Origin of the sequence: Agreia bicolorata, from assembly GCF_000938265.1 — a bacterium.
Taxonomy (GTDB): domain Bacteria; phylum Actinomycetota; class Actinomycetes; order Actinomycetales; family Microbacteriaceae; genus Agreia; species Agreia bicolorata.
The window spans coordinates 311462-327056 of the sequence record NZ_JYFC01000004.1 but is presented as its reverse complement, the minus strand read 5'-3'; the positions used below and the strand labels follow the sequence as shown (position 1 = coordinate 327056).

Below are 15595 nucleotides of genomic sequence, written 5' to 3'. Positions count from 1 at the left end.
CTACGGGTAAACGACGATCGGGGCTGCTAGGTCGCTCGGCGGCGCCACCGTGTAGCCCGAGAGCTGGCCATCGCCGCTGTACCCCACGCTGATGCTCACCGCCGACGACATTTTTGCCGTGTAGACGGTGTTCGGCTGTGCGTCGAGGCCCTTCGTTCCGCCGGCGGGCACCACGATCTTCACCTCGTTGCCCGACGCCGTGCGCAGAGTTGCGGTCGCCTCTTTGTCGCCTGAATTCGCGATATGGATGCGCGGGGACGGCCCGGGCGCGATCGGCACCAGCACATCCTCGTCAAGCGGCGCTGCCGCCTGATTCCAGGCGAAGTCGATCGCGCCGGAGGCCAGAACGGAGGTGCGCGCGGACGCGACGATCGGCTGGGTCGAATCGAGGCTCACCGAATAGCTGCCATCGGGAAGGTCTTTCAGTGGCAGCTCGCTGACGACTCCCGCAGGAGCACTGAGCGTGTAGGAACCGTCGGCCGAGCCCGAGCTCTCGCTGGCGACCGAGACAGTGATCGTGGCATCGGTATCGCCCGGCACGTAGACGCGCACGGCGGCCTGTAGATCGGCATAGCCATCGGCGGAGAGGCGTTCTGCGATCGCTGACGTTCCTGTGATCTTCACTCCGGCGAAGACCACGTCGGTCGACGGCGCGGCCGTCGGGCCCGTGAGTTCGATACCGCCGGGCTCGAGGCCGCGGATGACCGTCTGCTGCAAGCTCGCCGCAACGTAGCCACCGGTGCTGACAACGTGAACGACCGGGTACTTGGCGTTCGGGGCGAAGCCGGCCAACGAGAAGACCCGCTGCGACTTGGCCGGCACCGTGATGCCGGTCGAACCCGGCGCGTCAAGTCGCCCGTTCTCGGAGAAGAAGGTCAGGTCGACATCGGCCGTGACCTCGGTGGGGTTGCTCAGAAGCACGAAGCTGGTGCGCCCCACGGTCGTCGCGCCGCCGACGAGCCAAGTGTCGGCCTGCGCCTCCGCGCAGTTCGTCGAGGCGAGGCCCGAGATGTCCTCCTGAGCGACCGCGACAGACTGTGCGGCAGCGATGAGAACCCCGGGATCGGCGGCCGGAGCAGTCACGGCCGTAGGAGCAGTCGCGTCGCTGACCGTGGAGTTGTCTGGCGCCGCAAGAGGCGACTGCTCGATGTCGACATCGGCATCGTCGGAACCGCTGCTGCGCTTCGGTGTGCCCACGCCCGAGGCCGTCGTTGCGTCGGCTCCGGCGCCGTTCGAGAGCTGCAGAAGCGACCCCGCGCAGACAAGGCTCTGAGGCAGCGGGGTGGGCGCGACCTCGACCGACGGCACAGAGGCCGTGTGGGATGGCAGGGGAATCAGAACGGCTCCGGCCACGAGGGCCGCGCCCGCCCCGAGGGTCAGGGCAGCCCCCAGCGCACGGGCGCTGGTGGCGATCACGGTGCGCTTAGCGGCCATCGTGCTCGTCCTCCTCGTGACTCAAGTCGATTGGTTTCACTCGCATCACGGTCTCCGCGTCGGGATCGTAGCCCTCGTCGATGTCATCGGGCATGGCACGCGGATGCGAGAACGCCGGTTCGGGGTCGGACTCACCGTCAGCCTGTGGCGGGGAGGCCATCGGCGGCGGCGTGTACACGAACGCCTCGTCGGAAACGGGCTCGGCAGCGTTCTGCGGGTAGCTCTCGGCGTCGGCCCCTGGGGCGTACTCGGCCTCGGGAGCGAACTCCGTCGGTGTCCGGGGCGCCGATTCGCCCTCAGGGAAGGCCTCTGGCTCCGGCTCCGGCTCTGACTCTGACTCTGGCTCTGGCTCTGGCTCTGGCTCTGGCTCTGGCTCTGGCTCTGGCTCCTGAATAGCCTCGGGCGACTCGACGAATTCGCCGGTTGGCTCTGCCTCTACCGGTGGCAGCTCGGTCGAGGCCGGGGCTTCGACAAGGTCTGCAAGCGAGGGCGTCTCGTGCTCTGTTTCGAGAACAGGATCAGGCGCTCCGATGAGATCGAAGTCTTCGCCCGGGTGAATAACGGTGGCGGGCGCAGGCCGAACACTAGAGCGCTCTGGCTGCTCCGACTCCGCAGCGGTAGCTGCTTCGGCTTCCACCACCGTCTGCTCATCGGGCTCCAGCCCCGACGTCTCCGATGCACCCTCCCGGGGTGTCGCCGATTCGTCAGGGGTGGAGTCAGGCACCGGCTCAGACTCCGGCGCGGATGCGATGGCTGCCGAACTCGCAGCCGCGGCCGCAGCAGCAGCTTCGGCGGCGGCATCCGGACGCGGCTTGCGCGTGAAGAGTCGGCGACGTGGTGAGGCGCCGGGCACCGGGGCGCCCGCTGCCTCGGCGGCCTGCCCATCCGGTGTCTTCGACGTCTCGTCGTCATCGTCGTCGTCGCCCTCTGCATCGGGCTCGTCGGGCATGGATGCGCCGGCGGGCTCGAGCGCACTCACGGCGCGGGCACCGTGGGGCTGCAGACGCCCGGCAGGAAGAGCGAGGAGGAGCATCAGGAGGAAGACGATGCCCTGTGCAACGAGGACGAGCACTCCGGTCGCCGATCCGAGGTTGCTGGGCTTCGGCTCGGGCAGACTCGAGATGCCGTCGGTGCCCGTGATCTGCCAGAGAGTTCCGGCGAAGGTCTTACCGACCGTGGTCAGCGATGCATTGGCATCGAACGCAGCGGTCGAGCGAGTCGTCGTCGTGACCAACGCCGGGTCAGTGTCTCCGGGCGCAGGGTTGGCGAGCAGCACGAACTCGACTCCGAGCTCGGCGAGGCGAGGGGTGCTGTCGCTTCCGCTCTGCGAGGCGAGGTTGCCGATGAGATCTGCAAGCTCGGCGTCGCGCGTCGCATCTCGATTGGTCGACGCGAGCGTCGACTGGTCGTCGAGCATCACGCCGGTTCCCGTGACGATCGCCGACTTGATGCCGCCGTCGCGCTGCGGCGTGAGCACGAGCGTGCCCACCCGGGGTGTGGATGCCGCCTCGGCCGTGACGAAGGCCGGCAGCAGACGGCCGTCGGTGGTCTGGATGGCGGACGCGCCGAGAAGCGTCGAAGCGACGAGCGGCACCGCGACGACAACCACGGTGGTCGCAGCCAGGACTCCAGGAGCGATCGAGAACCGCTTGAGCGCGTGCAGCCCCACGACGGCCGCACAGATGAGTCCGAGCCAGTAGAGGCTGAGGCCGGGGCCTGCCCAGAGCACCACTGGATCGGCGCCGATGGCATCGAGCGAGATACGAGTCGAGGCGATGGCCGTGGCGAGGCCGAGGAGCGAGCCGGCGACGGCGACGATCGCCCGCGTAACACTCGGACCGGGTAGAACAAGCGCGAGAACAGCGGTCAGCCCAAGCGGAACGACGGCGATCGCCAGCACGATCTGCAGAATCGACGAGTCGATTCCGACCATCGAGGCCAGGCCGGTCCATCCACTCTGTGCCGAATCGGGGATGCCGCTCAGCAGAGCGAGAACTGACCCCGGTTCGCGCACAGCGGGAACCCCCGGATCTGCCAGCAGGCCGAGCGGGTTGCCCGCGCGGAACTGACCCCAGGCCAACGGCAGGAAGAGGACGACGGCAGGAATGGGGATGCCGATGTAGCGCGCGACGTTGCGGCCCGCGGTGGCGACCGAGACGACCCAGATGATGAGCAGGGCGGGCCAGAGCGATGGGGCGCCGGCCAGCGTGACAGCGAACAGGATCGCCGCCATGGCCGACGCAGACCACGACTTGCGGGCAGCCAGGCCCGCGAGCACGAGCCACGGAAGCAGCAGATGCGCCAGCACAGCTCCGATGGCTCCCTGATCGAGCGAAGCCAGGAAGGTGGGCGCCAGAGTCCAGAGCACGGCGGCGACAGCACGCAGCCAAGGCTTGTCAGTGAGGCGTGCCGCGAGGAACCAGGCAGCCAGCGCCGCGAGCGGCAGTGCGGCGAGATAGAGGCCGACGATCGCCAGAGACGGAGACCAGAACGTGATCGATCCGAGAACGGCCAGTACGGTCGTGAACGGGTCCGCTGCGCCCACGAACCCCAGACCGATGTCGCGCCATCCGTAGCCGACGTGGCTCCACAGCTCAGACAGTGTGGCGCTCACCGGAAGCAGCGAACCGCCCGTGAGGGCGACAGCGCCGATCAGCGGAACGAACATGATGAGGCCGAGAACCGCGAAGATCAGAACGGTCGTGACGCCACCCGTGGCAATGAACTGGATGCGATCCTTCTCGCCGCGCAGGTGCGTGAGGGCGATCTCGCGTTGCAGAGAGCGCCGACGTCGCACCTCATCGCCCGGAATGCGCAGTGGCGCGATGGTGTTCCAGCCCACCCTCTTCGCGGCACGCAGGTTTCGACGGGCGTCGTTCACGCGCGATCCGAAGGCCGTACGGAAGGCGGCCGACAGCTCGCCGCCGATGGCGCCGGGCTGTTTGCGGACCAGCTGCGCGAGACTGCGCACGATGGCGAGTGGAACGAGCGAGAGCCAGTGGAAGACCACGGCGAAGGCGGGAGCATAGACGAGACGTCGGTGCAACTGCGCAGCTCGACGGTCGGCCTGGCGCTTGCGCCTGGCTCGACCCTTCTCACTGCGACCGGGGCCCGCGAGACCAGCTCCGGCAGAGGCGATGCGCGCCGCGGGAACACCCATGACCCGGTGGCCTGCAAGACGCACGCGCACGCTGAAATCGAGGCCGTTGTCCGCGGTAGGAAGCGCATCGTCGAATCCCGAAAGATCGTTCCACACAGTGTGACGAACGAGCATGCCGGCCGCGCCCACGCCGAGCACGTCGCTCATGCGGTCGTGCTGCGCCTGGTCGAGCTCCGTCTCGGCCATCGCGTAGGTGGCCCCGAACCGGGTCAGGGTCTCGCCGAACTCACTGATGTAGTCGGGGTGCTCCCAGTCCATCTGCTTCGGCCCTGCGGCAGCGACCGACGGGTTGACCTCGACAGCGGCGAGCAGGGCCGCGAGCGCGTCGGGTTCTGGGGCCGTGTCGTGGGCGAGCAGCCACAGCCACTCGTTCTCATCGGCAGGTGGCGGAACAACGCCGAGGGCATGTGCAACGGCCGTGCCGAAACTGAGGCGGCCCGATGCCTGGATGAAGTGAGTGGGTGCCGCGCCGGCGAGCAGCGCCGGCGTCGTGTCGGTCGAACCGACGTCGACAACGATGAGGCTGTCGGGCTGCCTCGTCTGCGCCTTCAAGGCGTCGAGGGTGCGCGGAAGGAAGTCCGCTCCGTTGGAGGCGACTAGGACTGCTGTAACTCGGGCGCGCATATCACTTAGACCCTAAGCGCCGCGTGCGATAGCGAGCCGTCCGGCCCCGGCGTGCCGGGATATCGGTCGATCGTCTATCAAGCTCATCGTCCGCCGAGCCCGTCGCCCTTCGACAAGCGCAGCGAGCGACTCGGCGCTAGGCCTGCTTGCGCAGCTTGCGACGCTCGCGCTCGGAGAGGCCGCCCCAGATGCCGAAGCGCTCGTCGTTCTTGAGCGCGTATTCGAGGCACTGGGCCTTGACCTCGCACGACGTGCAGATGCGCTTGGCATCGCGAGTCGAGCCGCCCTTTTCGGGGAAGAAAGCCTCGGGATCGGTCTGAGCACACAGCGAATCGGTCTGCCAGGCGAGAGGATTCTCGTCGTCTACCGGTGTCTGTTGACGTACGCCAGGAACACCGAGATTGACAGGATCGACGAACCAGTCCTCTGGGACGCCTGAGCGGTATTCCATAGCCATACCACGCTCTACCTTCTGATCTGCATTCGACCTGCCGAACCCCTCCCGCTAATTACACCCGTGTAGTTCGCGAGAGTCAAGTCGCAGATCGTAAACCCTCAAGTGCTTCTAGAGGGTTTGGCAAAACACCGTGTCGCGCTAAACGACGTTTGCGCGACACGCCAAATCGATTAGGCGCCCCGGCGCGCCGCCCACGCGCTGCGCACCATCTCGTCGAGCGTGTGGCGCATCCGCCAATCGAGGTCGCGGGCAGCCAATTCGCCCGACGCGACAATGCGGGCGGGGTCGCCCGGGCGACGCGGTGCGATCTCGGGTTCAAAGGGGATGCCCGTGCCTTCGGCCATGGCGGTCATGATCTGGCCGACGGATGCGCCGTCGCCGCTTCCGAGGTTGTACGCGGGTTCGAGCGGCTCGCCGGCGTCCAGACGCCGCGCGGCAGCCACATGCGACAGGGCGAGGTCGGAAACATGGATGTAGTCGCGCACACACGTGCCGTCAGGAGTGTCGTAGTCGTCGCCGTTGATGCGAGGAACCCGCCCGTCGAGGAGCGCGTCGAAGACAAGGGGGAAGAGATTGTGTGGGCTGGTATCGAACAGGTCGGGGTATCCGGAGCCGACGACATTGAAGTAGCGGAGCGAGGTGTGCGCGAGGCCGACCGCGACTCCCTGATCGCGCAGCAGCCACTCGCCGATCAGCTTCGACTCGCCGTAGGGCGACTGCGGATTCTTGGGCGTCGACTCTGTCACCAGATCAGTGTCGGGGGTTCCGTAGACGGCCGCGCTCGACGAAAAGACGATGCGGTCGACCCCGGCGTCGCTCATGGCACCGAGGAGCACCTGGGTGCCCGTCACGTTCTGCTCGTAGGTGTGCAGGGGGCGAGTGACCGAGACGCCCGCGTACTTGTAGCCGGCGACATGCACGACTCCCGAGATGGCGTGGTCTTCGAAGGTCTCGCGAAGCAGGTCGGCGTCGAGGATGCTGCCGTCGATGAAGGGAACTCCCTCGTCTACGAAGGCACGGTGCCCGCTCGAGAGGTCATCGATCACGACCACGTCGATGCCCTGCTCGATGAACGCCCTCACCACGTGCGAGCCGATGTAGCCCGCGCCTCCCGTTACCAACCACGCCATTCGTCGACTCCTCTATCCAGCGGCACGCGACGGTACCCATCGCGGATCAAGTCTCGCACCGTCCAGCCGATGGCGATTGCCGCTAGAACGCCCATCGTCACAAGAAAAATCATCATGGCAGTAACGATATGAATTGCGAAAACCCGCCACCAGATGGAAGAATGTCAACACTGCACGTTTTACTGCCACCGTCCGTCGACCGAAGGAATCCCATGCTGAAGAAGGTCGTTCTTATCGCACTCCCCCACGTCGCTCCGTTCGAGTTCGGGGTGATCTGCGAGGTATTCGGCATCGATCGCGCCGATATGGGCGGCCCAACTTTCGACTTCACGATCGCAGCCGCGGAGCCCGGCGCGATTCCCACCAGCATGGGTTACGACATGATGATCATGAATGACCTCACCGTGGCAGCCGACGCCGACCTCATCGCTATCCCGGCACACATGATCGAAGGCGACGTCCACCCTGAGGTCCTGAGAGTGCTGCACGAGGCGAACGACCGCGGCGCCTGGATCCTCACCGTCTGCAGTGGAGCGTTCACTCTGGCGAAGTCAGGCCTGCTCGACGGCAAGCGAGCGACGACGCACTGGATGCACGCAGACCGGCTCGCACGAGAGTTCCCCGAGATCGAGGTCGACCCCGACGTTCTCTTCGTGCAAGACGGCAACATCATCACCGGCGCCGGCACCGCTGCCGGAATCGATGCGGCACTCCATCTCGTGCGCACCGAGCTCGGCGCCTCCGCGGCGAACGTGATCGCCCGCCGCATGGTGGTACCCCCGCAGCGCGCCGGCGGTCAGGCACAGTTCATCGCCGCCCCCATGCCCGCTGAACCGAGCGACTCGTTCGCCGGCGTCACAGAATGGATGCTCGAGAACCTCGATCGCGACCTCAGCGTCGACGAGCTGGCACGCAAGGCCCTGATGTCCTCCCGCACCTTCGCGCGGAGGTTCCGAGCCGACCTCGGAACGACGCCCGCCGCGTGGCTCAACAAACAGCGCCTCATGAGGGCCCAGCAACTCCTGGAGGAAACCACTCTCGGACTCGAGGCCATCGCCTCGGAGACGGGCTTCGGATCGGCCGCCGTGATGCGCCACCACTTCGTGAAGACACTGCAGACGACGCCGGCCAACTACCGTCGCACCTTCTGCGTGAGAGAACTCGTGAGCTGAGCCTGGTTTGCGCGCTAAGTGAGGACATATTCGTCACGTCGAGAGCGCGGACCCGTTGATCCGGGGTCCGAGCCTTCGGTGGGCGAACAATGTCCTCAGTTGGCTACGGTGGGTCAGCCGCTCGAGGGCGACCACTCCCCCACAGGGACCGCGCGCTCCTTTAGCTCTCACCGATATCCGAGCCACATGGCTCGTGGCTTCCGCGGTTCGCCACACTCGACCTATGGCAGACAATGTCTCGCGCATCCAACAATTGATGATGGTCACAGGCGGAGTCGCGTCGCGAGGCACTCTGCTGTCGCTCGGTGCGACGCCGCGCATGATCGACCGCGCACGATCCCTTCACATACTTCAGTCGGTTCGGCGCGGAATCTACGCGAGCGCCCAGGCCGACCTCGATCAGCGACGCGCGATTCGGCTCGGCGGCAAGGTCGCGTGTCTGTCGGCCCTTCGCAGAAATCGAGTCTGGGCCGGAATCGACACTCGGCTCCACGTCTGTGTACGACGAAGCGCGCATCATCTGCACGTCCAAGAGGCAGCGAGCGTGGGCCTACCGGCCACGAGCCGACGCTCCGACACCAACTTTGTCGCCGACCCAGGGGCGCCGCGCGTCCATTGGCAAAGATCAGAACATCGCGAATTCGATGAGTCGTCATATCAGCGCGATTGGCTCATGCCCCCTCTAACGTCGCTGCGCCAGGCCGTGCTCTGCCAGAACGAAGAGCAGGCGATCGCGAGCATCGACTCGGCTTTGCGTACACGGTTCGTCGCGCAGGGTCAGGTCGACCGGCTGTTCACTCAGTTACCCGCTCGCCTGCAACACATACGTGCCGAGATCGACCCCACGGCGGATTCCGGCAACGAGACGATCGTGCGCGTACGGCTTCGCAGAGCTGGTTTCATCGTCGAAACGCAGATTCCGGTTCCTGGCACAAGCCAGTTCGACCTTCTGATCGACGGCGTCGTCACCCTCGACGTCGACAGCCGGCAATGGCATGGTGACGAAGCGCAGATCTCGTGGGACTTCGACAAAACGCTCTGCTCATTCGGAGCCGGCCTACCTAGTCTCCGCATCCTGCCCCGGCACATCTATCAGTCATGGCCGCAGACTCTGGCGGTCATCCGCCGCACTGTCGCCGATGCGAAGGAGCTCCGTGAGTTCCGTCGAATGGGGTCGCGCTAACTGAGGACAAATGAGCCAACGAGCGAAGATACGTCTCGTCAGATCAACGAAGTCGGTGCGCCGGCCGAAGAGTGTCCTCACCTAGCCTGGCTGCGCCCTACGCAGGAGCGCCCGGTGCAGCCAGGAAGACCGTTCCCACGCCTGTGAACGTGATGGCACCCTCCTCAGGTGTAATGAAAACCGATTGCCCGCGCTCGAGAGTGGTGTCGCTGCGCTCACCGTGGATCTCGAATGATCCTGAGGTGCAGATCGCGATCGCGGCGCCGTCGGGCCTGTAGGCCGCGCGCTCGTTCAACTCTGTGTGGATGCGCGCCAGCACGAAGTCGGGAACACCCGGCCGGAACTCCTCCACACCCTCAGAGGGGAACGTGGGGCGGAGGTACGGAACGGGCAGCGATTCGAAGTCGAGTACCGACAGCAGTTCGGGGACGTCGATGTACTTCGGCGTAAGACCGCCTCGCAATACGTTGTCGGACGCCGCCATCAGCTCGACGCCGAGCCCCTTCAGATACGCATGGATGTTGCCGGCCGGCAGATACAGCGCCTCGCCGGCCGAGAGGGTCACCCGGTTGAGCAGCAAGGAGGTGACGATTCCCGGGTCGCCCGGGTACTCGCCCGCCAGGTCGCGGACGGTCCGCAGGGATGCGGCGTACTCCCCCGCGGGCTCGTTCTCTTCCGCGAGCGCCGAGACCCGGCTCACGAGCGCCGCGACCTCCTCTGATCCACCCAGCAGCCACTCCACCAGCGAGCGGAGAATGCCGCCTTCGTCGTCGTCGGCGAGCGCCCGCGAGGCGAGCGGGGCGAGAACGGCCGGCGCCGGGGCATCCGATTCTGTGTCCCACTTCTCGAGCAGCGCGACGATGTCGCGGATCTCGGCGACCGGGCGGAACCCGCACAGGGCGTCGAAGGTCTCGCTCAACGCGACGATGACCTCGGGCTTGTGCAGCGGGTCCTTGTAGTTGCGGTTGGGTGCATCGAGCGGGATGCCCGCGGCGTTCTCGGCGTCGAATCCCTGCCGGGCACGTTCCAGCGTGGGGTGCGCCTGCAGCGACAGCGGGCCGTCGGCCGCGAGGATCTTGAGCAGGAAGGGCAGTTGTGCGTGCTCTCCGATCGCCGTCTCGCGGTCGTCCGCGATCCACTCGGCGAGGTTGTCGACGCCGTGCTTCATCGATCCATCGATGATGCGCGCCGGAGATCCCGGATGTGCGCCCAGCCAGAGCTCGGCCTGCGGCGCTCCGGATGCCGGGGTTCCGAGAAGCTCGGCGATCGCGGTGGCTGAGCCCCACGAATAGTCGCGGGGAGTATTGGTGATGCCAACGAACACGTCGGGCCTTTCTGAACTGTCGTCAAGGATCAACCCGTACGGGCGCGTTTATGAGCGACCTACAACGTCGCCCGGTGCGGCCTGCCGAGTCTTAGCCCAAACTACCAATCAGTTGGAGCGACAGCGGCCTCGCTGATTGAGTTGCACCCGAACACCCCTGAGCAACGGAGCACACATGTCTTTGGAACCACTCGCGAGCGACTTCTACGGTTACGAATCGATGCTGACCGATCAGGAGAAGACCGCCCTCGCGGCGATTCGCACCTATCTCGAGACCGAGGTCAAGCCGGTCGTGAACGGCCATTGGGAGAAGGCCACGTTCCCGCACGAGATCGTGAAGGGTCTCGCCGACCTCGACGTCTACCGCTTCGGCTGGGACGAGACGAAGCCGTTCGAGAACTCGGCCGTGTTCCGCGGATTCGTGGCCCTCGAGCTCGGCCGCATCGACGCATCCGTCGCCACCCACGTCGGCGTGCAGAACGGGCTGGCCATGGGCGCGATCAGCGTCACGGGCTCAGACGAGCAGCGGGCAGAATGGCTGCCCCGGATGGCCGCCGGCGAAATCGTCGGCGCGTTCGGACTGACCGAGCCCACGTCGGGCTCCGACTCCGCCCAGGGCCTCAAGACCACGGCGACGCGCGACGGCGACGAGTGGGTGTTGAACGGCGAAAAGCGCTGGATCGGGCACGCAACCTTCAGCGACATCACGGTGATCTGGGCCAAGGACACGGCCGACAATCAGGTCAAGGGCTTCATCGTTCCCACCGATACAGCCGGGTACCGCGCAACGAAGATCGAGAACAAGCAGAGCCTACGCATTGTGCAGAATGCCGACATCACGCTCACCGATGTGCGCATCCCCGAGTCGCTGCGCCTGCAGAACGCGAACTCGTTCCGCGACACCGCCAAGGTACTGCGCCTCACCCGCGCCGAGGTCGCCTGGGCGGCGGTCGGCAACTCGATCGGCGCCTACGAGGCGGCGCTGCGCTACACGAAGGAGCGCGTGCAGTTCGGCAAGCCGATCGCATCGCACCAGCTGATCCAGGACCTGCTCGTGAAGTCGATCGGCAACATCACGGCCAGCCTCGGCATGGTCGTGCGCGTCTCCCAGATGCTCGACCAGGGCATCCAGCGCGACGAGCACTCCGCGCTCGCCAAGGCGTATGCGACAGCCCGGATGCGCGAGACGGTCGCGTGGTGCCGCGAGGCGCTCGGCGGCAACGGCATCGTGCTCGACTACGACGTGGCCCGGCACTTCGCCGACGCCGAGGCGCTGTACTCCTACGAGGGCACGCGGGAGATGAACACCCTCATCGTGGGTCGCGCGCTCACCGGCTTCGCCGCGTTCGTCTAGCCGAGCGGGGCCGTTCCGGCGACACGACGACGGAACGGCCAGCGCCGCTGAACGCCCCACTGGGTCACGCGAAGCATCGCCTCGATCACGATGGCGCGACTCATTTTCGATTCGCCGCGTTCGCGTTCGCGGAACTCGATCGGAAGCTCGACCACGGAGCCGCCGCCGTCGAGAACGCGAAGGGTCATGTCCACCTGGAAGCAGTAACCCTTGGAGTCAACGGATCGCAGGTCCATGCTGGCGATGCTCTCCGCCCGGTAGACGCGGAACCCCGCCGTGACATCGTGCACTGCGATTCCCAGCATGATGCGCGCATAGATGTTCCCGGCCCGGCTCAGCAGCTGCCTGCTGAGTGGCCAGTTCACAACCGAGCCACCCTCGACCCAGCGCGAACCGATAGCGAGCTGGCGACGCGCATCCCCGCCCGACGCCAGACTCTCGACCATGGCCGGCAGTCTCTCGGGCGGGTGCGAGCCATCGGCATCCATCTCGATCAGGTAGTCGTAGCCGCGGTCGAGTCCCCAGCCGAAGCCTTCTACATAGGCCGACCCGAGGCCGAGCTTGCCCGCGCGATGAAGAACGTGGATTCGCTTGTCAGCCTCGCTCGCGTCGTCGGCGATCTTGGCCGTGCCGTCGACGCTGTTGTCGTCGACGACGAGCAGATGCGCCGAAGGCATCGAAGCGAAGACCCGCTCAACGATCCACATCAGGTTCTCTGCCTCGTTGTAAGTGGGAACGATCACGAGGCACCCTGCGCCTACTGGCGAATCGGCGTTGAGCGAATCTGACATCTGTTTCTCTCGATTACTGGTGATGTGCACTGCTGAAGGCAGCGGCGCTGGTGGGTATCTAAGGGCCTCAGCAAGGCTATTGGTTCCATAAGCATGCAACGACGCGCATAGAGGATCATCACAGCCACGACAAGATGAGCAGATCACGACAGCCGTAGCTGAGTGCGCTCGGTAGTCTTGCCTCTATGAACTCCGTGACAAGCACCGGTCGCGCCGCGCTGGCCGTGCTCACGTTCTTCACCCTTTTCGCCGGAGATTTCTGGCGCAACCTCATCGGCTGGTATGGCTTCGCGGCCCTGGCCCTCGCCCTCGTCATCACGCTGGCCGTGCTGATCACCCGAGACAAGGGATGGCGCCAGCTCACGCCGCGCCGGGTTCCGCTCGCGCTGGCCGCGTTCCTGGCCCTCGCCATCGTGTCGATCACCTGGTCGTTCTACCCCGGGGCCACACTGCTCGGTCTCGTCGCCCAGTCGGGCCCCGTGGTCGCCGCGATTTTCTTCGCCACCTCGATGACGTGGCCTCGCATCCTCACTGCCCTCGGCCGGGCCACCCGCTGGATTCTCGGGCTCTCCCTGCTCTTCGAGTTCATCGTCGCCGTCTTCGTGCGCCATCCGATCATTCCGTTCTGGGTCGACTACGGCGATGGGAAGCTTCCGAACGCGTTCTTCTGGAGCCAGGCAGACCTCTTCACTGGCGCGCCCATCCAGGGCATCGTCGGAAACCGTAATCTGTTGGCGTTCATCGCCGTGATCGCGCTGGTCTGCCTCGTTCTCGAGCTCACGTCGAGGTCGCTGGGTCGCAGGCGCGCGTACTCCTGGATCGCGATAGCGGTAGCAACTCTGGCGCTCACCCGCTCGACCACGGCCATCGCCGTACTCGTCGTCGTGGCCGCGGCTGCGGGCATCCTGATTCTGATGCGGCGGTCGAACGCGAGGCAGCGCCGAGCGGTTCTCGCTTCAAGCACGGTCGGCATCGTCGCGGTGGCGGTTCTGGTCGGGGTGTTCTCGTCGCAGATTCTCAAGGTCTTCGGAAAGAGCTCAGACCTCACCGGCCGCTTCGACATCTGGAACGCGGTCACCGGGCTCGCCCAGCAGCGCCCCGCTTTCGGCTGGGGCTGGGTCAGCTACTGGGTGCCGTGGGTCGAACCCTTCACGCACCTGGCCGAGCGCAAGGGCGTGACCTATCTTCAAGCGCACAACGCCTGGCTCGATGTGTGGCTGCAGCTCGGCATCGTGGGTCTCGTGCTCTTCATCGCCGCCGTGGTCGGTGCGTGTTGGCGGGCGTGGTGGTTCGCGGTCGATCCGCAACTGGATGCCCGGGGCACGTCGGTTCCGTTCGTTCCGGTCACCCTCTTCCCCGCTCTTATACTCACCCTGCTCGTCGCCCAGTCGTTTGTAGAGTCGCGCATGCTCGTCGAGGGCGGATTCGCCCTGCTCGCGCTCATGGCGTTGAAGACGCGACTCGACGTGGGGTCGACCGGCATCGATCTCACGGTGCCCGATGGCGGTCCGGTCGAGTCGGACAGGCCCGCACTGCTGCGACGGGCCGGCTCATCACGGTGAAGCTCTCCGAGCACCCCGCGTGGGCAGTGATCGCGGCGATCTTCGGCTCACCGCGGTTCTCTGCCGTGCTCGCAACGACGGCCATCGGGTCTGCACTGTCTGTGCACCTCATCAAGGCGACGATGGGCTGGGCCGGGCTGGTCGGCATCCTGAGCACCCTCGTCTTATTCGCGGCCGTGTCTCTGGTGGCACGGCGCAAAGATCTCGACTGGCACGGCGTGCTGCCGCTGTCTCTTGTAGTATTTCTCGGCTGGTGCGCCATCACGATCGTGTGGAGCCGGTATCAGCCGTCGAGCATCACCGGAGTGATCTATCAGCTGACGTTCTCGTTTCTGGCGTTGTATGTCGCTCTGGTTCGCGACCTCATTCAGATCGTGCGGGCCGTCGGCGACGTCATGCGCGTGCTGCTCACAGCTTCGCTCGCGCTCGAGATTCTGTCTGGCCTTCTGCTCGACGTGCCGATCGTGTTCCTGCGCATTCAGGGCAACCTCGACGAGGGCGGGCCTCTGCAGGGCATCTTCGGTTCGCGCAACATGCTGGGCTTCATTGCGCTGATCGCCCTTGTTACGTTTCTGGTGGAGCGCAACACCCGGTCTGTGCCGCGCGGCCTGAGCCGCTACTCGATCGTTCTAGCGGTGGTACTGCTGCTCGGCTCCCGCTCCCCCATCTCGCTCGGGGTCGCCGGCATCGTGCTCGTCGCCGCTGTGGCCGTGCTCGCTCTGCGTCGCGCTCGGCCAGAGCTACGACGAAGCCTGCAGATCGGAATGCTCGTCATTCTGGTGATCGGAACCGTCAGCGCCTACTTCGTGCGCACGCGCATCCTGGCGATCGTGGGGGCGAGATCCGAATTCACGTATCGCCTCGAGATCTGGAACCAGCTGTCGAGTCTGATCGACTACAACCAGCTCGAGGGCTGGGGATGGGTGGGCCTCTGGCGACCCAACGTGTCTCCGTTCTTCGCCCTCGACTTCGTGGGCAACCGGCAGCACACGTCGGGGCTGAATGCCTTCATCGACGTGTACTTTCAGCTGGGACTCATCGGCCTCGCGATCTTCGTGGGCATGGTCGGGTTGGCGCTCGTGCGTTCCTGGATTCTGGCGACCTCGAAGAAGAGCGTCATCTACATGTGGCCGGCACTCATTCTGATCGTGCTGCTGGTGACAAGCACGGCCGAGAGCGTCATTCTCGTGGAGTACGGGTGGATGTTTTTCGTGATGTGCATGGTGAAGGCCGCGCACTCGCTGAGCTGGCGGCAGGGGCTCGCCCTGAAGCCGCCGACGGTGGAGTTGCCGCGGGCTCGCGGTTAAGTAGATGCGCAATGACCGACGGAACGGGCTGGCATAGCTCAGAGGTCGACTGCGGACGCCGCTTAGATAAGGATGGCTCGACCTCGCTCAAGGACAG

Annotated in this window: 11 protein-coding genes; 5 read left to right on the top strand and 6 right to left on the bottom strand. The window is 65.8% G+C overall.

All coding sequences use genetic code 11. The annotated features are described in order from the left end of the window. From TZ00_RS11675 to galE, 4 genes are all read right to left on the bottom strand, one after another. Positions 1-1434 carry a DUF5719 family protein gene (locus TZ00_RS11675; protein WP_044441867.1) on the bottom strand — a complete coding sequence of 478 codons (1434 nt, stop codon included), beginning with the start codon at positions 1432-1434 and terminating at the stop codon, positions 1-3. Further along, positions 1424-5218: a glycosyltransferase gene (locus TZ00_RS19975; RefSeq protein WP_084606065.1), complete on the bottom strand. Its 3795-nt coding sequence runs from the start codon at positions 5216-5218 to the stop codon at positions 1424-1426. Before TZ00_RS19975 ends, TZ00_RS11675 begins: the two co-directional genes overlap by 11 nt. Before the next feature lie 136 nt (positions 5219-5354). Then, positions 5355-5675, bottom strand: coding sequence for a WhiB family transcriptional regulator (locus TZ00_RS18935; protein WP_078714135.1), 321 nt, complete (start codon positions 5673-5675; stop codon positions 5355-5357). A 170-nt stretch (positions 5676-5845) separates the two neighbouring features. Then, complete coding sequence (gene galE, locus TZ00_RS11655) at positions 5846-6805, bottom strand: UDP-glucose 4-epimerase GalE (RefSeq protein ID WP_044441865.1); 960 nt, start codon at positions 6803-6805, stop codon at positions 5846-5848. 212 nt (positions 6806-7017) lie between these two features. On the opposite strand from galE, the gene TZ00_RS11650 reads away from it, so the two are divergent. Together TZ00_RS11650 and TZ00_RS11645 are read left to right on the top strand one after the other, a co-directional pair. Continuing rightward, positions 7018-7977 carry a GlxA family transcriptional regulator gene (locus TZ00_RS11650; RefSeq protein ID WP_044441864.1) on the top strand — a complete coding sequence of 320 codons (960 nt, stop codon included), beginning with the start codon at positions 7018-7020 and terminating at the stop codon, positions 7975-7977. Between the two features lie 223 nt (positions 7978-8200). Continuing rightward, positions 8201-9160: a hypothetical protein gene (locus TZ00_RS11645; protein WP_044441862.1), complete on the top strand. Its 960-nt coding sequence runs from the start codon at positions 8201-8203 to the stop codon at positions 9158-9160. Positions 9161-9257: 97 nt separating this feature from the next. Here TZ00_RS11645 and manA read toward each other — a convergent pair whose 3' ends face one another. After that, complete coding sequence (gene manA / locus TZ00_RS11640) at positions 9258-10484, bottom strand: mannose-6-phosphate isomerase, class I (protein WP_044441860.1); 1227 nt, start codon at positions 10482-10484, stop codon at positions 9258-9260. Between the two features lie 175 nt (positions 10485-10659). Here manA and TZ00_RS11635 point away from each other — a divergent pair, with 175 nt between their 5' ends. Continuing rightward, a complete protein-coding gene (locus TZ00_RS11635) occupies positions 10660-11838 on the top strand; it encodes an acyl-CoA dehydrogenase family protein (RefSeq protein ID WP_044441858.1) in 1179 nt (392 codons plus the stop codon). Here the strand turns inward: TZ00_RS11635 and TZ00_RS11630 are convergent. Beyond that, entirely contained in the window at positions 11835-12581 is a 747-nt protein-coding gene (locus TZ00_RS11630; RefSeq protein ID WP_238579666.1) for a polyprenol monophosphomannose synthase, read from the bottom strand. The two genes, TZ00_RS11635 and TZ00_RS11630, sit on opposite strands and share 4 nt — an antisense overlap. Before the next feature lie 233 nt (positions 12582-12814). Between TZ00_RS11630 and TZ00_RS11625 the strand changes: the two genes are divergently transcribed. Together TZ00_RS11625 and TZ00_RS11620 are read left to right on the top strand one after the other, a co-directional pair. Beyond that, on the top strand, positions 12815-14191 hold the full coding sequence (locus TZ00_RS11625; protein ID WP_084606064.1) for an O-antigen ligase family protein: 1377 nt from the start codon (positions 12815-12817) through the stop codon (positions 14189-14191). Beyond that, on the top strand, positions 14188-15498 hold the full coding sequence (locus tag TZ00_RS11620; protein WP_044441854.1) for an O-antigen ligase family protein: 1311 nt from the start codon (positions 14188-14190) through the stop codon (positions 15496-15498). Before TZ00_RS11625 ends, TZ00_RS11620 begins: the two co-directional genes overlap by 4 nt. Positions 15499-15595 lie beyond the last annotated feature (97 nt).

What these genes read in the sequence shown, in the direction of transcription:
- galE (WP_044441865.1), bottom strand. Translation starts at nt 6,805, where the DNA reads ATGGCGTGGTTGGTAACGGGAGGCGCGGGCTACATCGGCTCGCACGTG.
- TZ00_RS11645 (WP_044441862.1), top strand. Translation starts at nt 8,201, where the DNA reads ATGGCAGACAATGTCTCGCGCATCCAACAATTGATGATGGTCACAGGC.
- TZ00_RS11675 (WP_044441867.1), bottom strand. Translation starts at nt 1,434, where the DNA reads ATGGCCGCTAAGCGCACCGTGATCGCCACCAGCGCCCGTGCGCTGGGG.
- TZ00_RS19975 (WP_084606065.1), bottom strand. Translation starts at nt 5,218, where the DNA reads ATGCGCGCCCGAGTTACAGCAGTCCTAGTCGCCTCCAACGGAGCGGAC.
- TZ00_RS11625 (WP_084606064.1), top strand. Translation starts at nt 12,815, where the DNA reads ATGAACTCCGTGACAAGCACCGGTCGCGCCGCGCTGGCCGTGCTCACG.
- TZ00_RS18935 (WP_078714135.1), bottom strand. Translation starts at nt 5,675, where the DNA reads ATGGCTATGGAATACCGCTCAGGCGTCCCAGAGGACTGGTTCGTCGAT.
- TZ00_RS11650 (WP_044441864.1), top strand. Translation starts at nt 7,018, where the DNA reads ATGCTGAAGAAGGTCGTTCTTATCGCACTCCCCCACGTCGCTCCGTTC.
- TZ00_RS11635 (WP_044441858.1), top strand. Translation starts at nt 10,660, where the DNA reads ATGTCTTTGGAACCACTCGCGAGCGACTTCTACGGTTACGAATCGATG.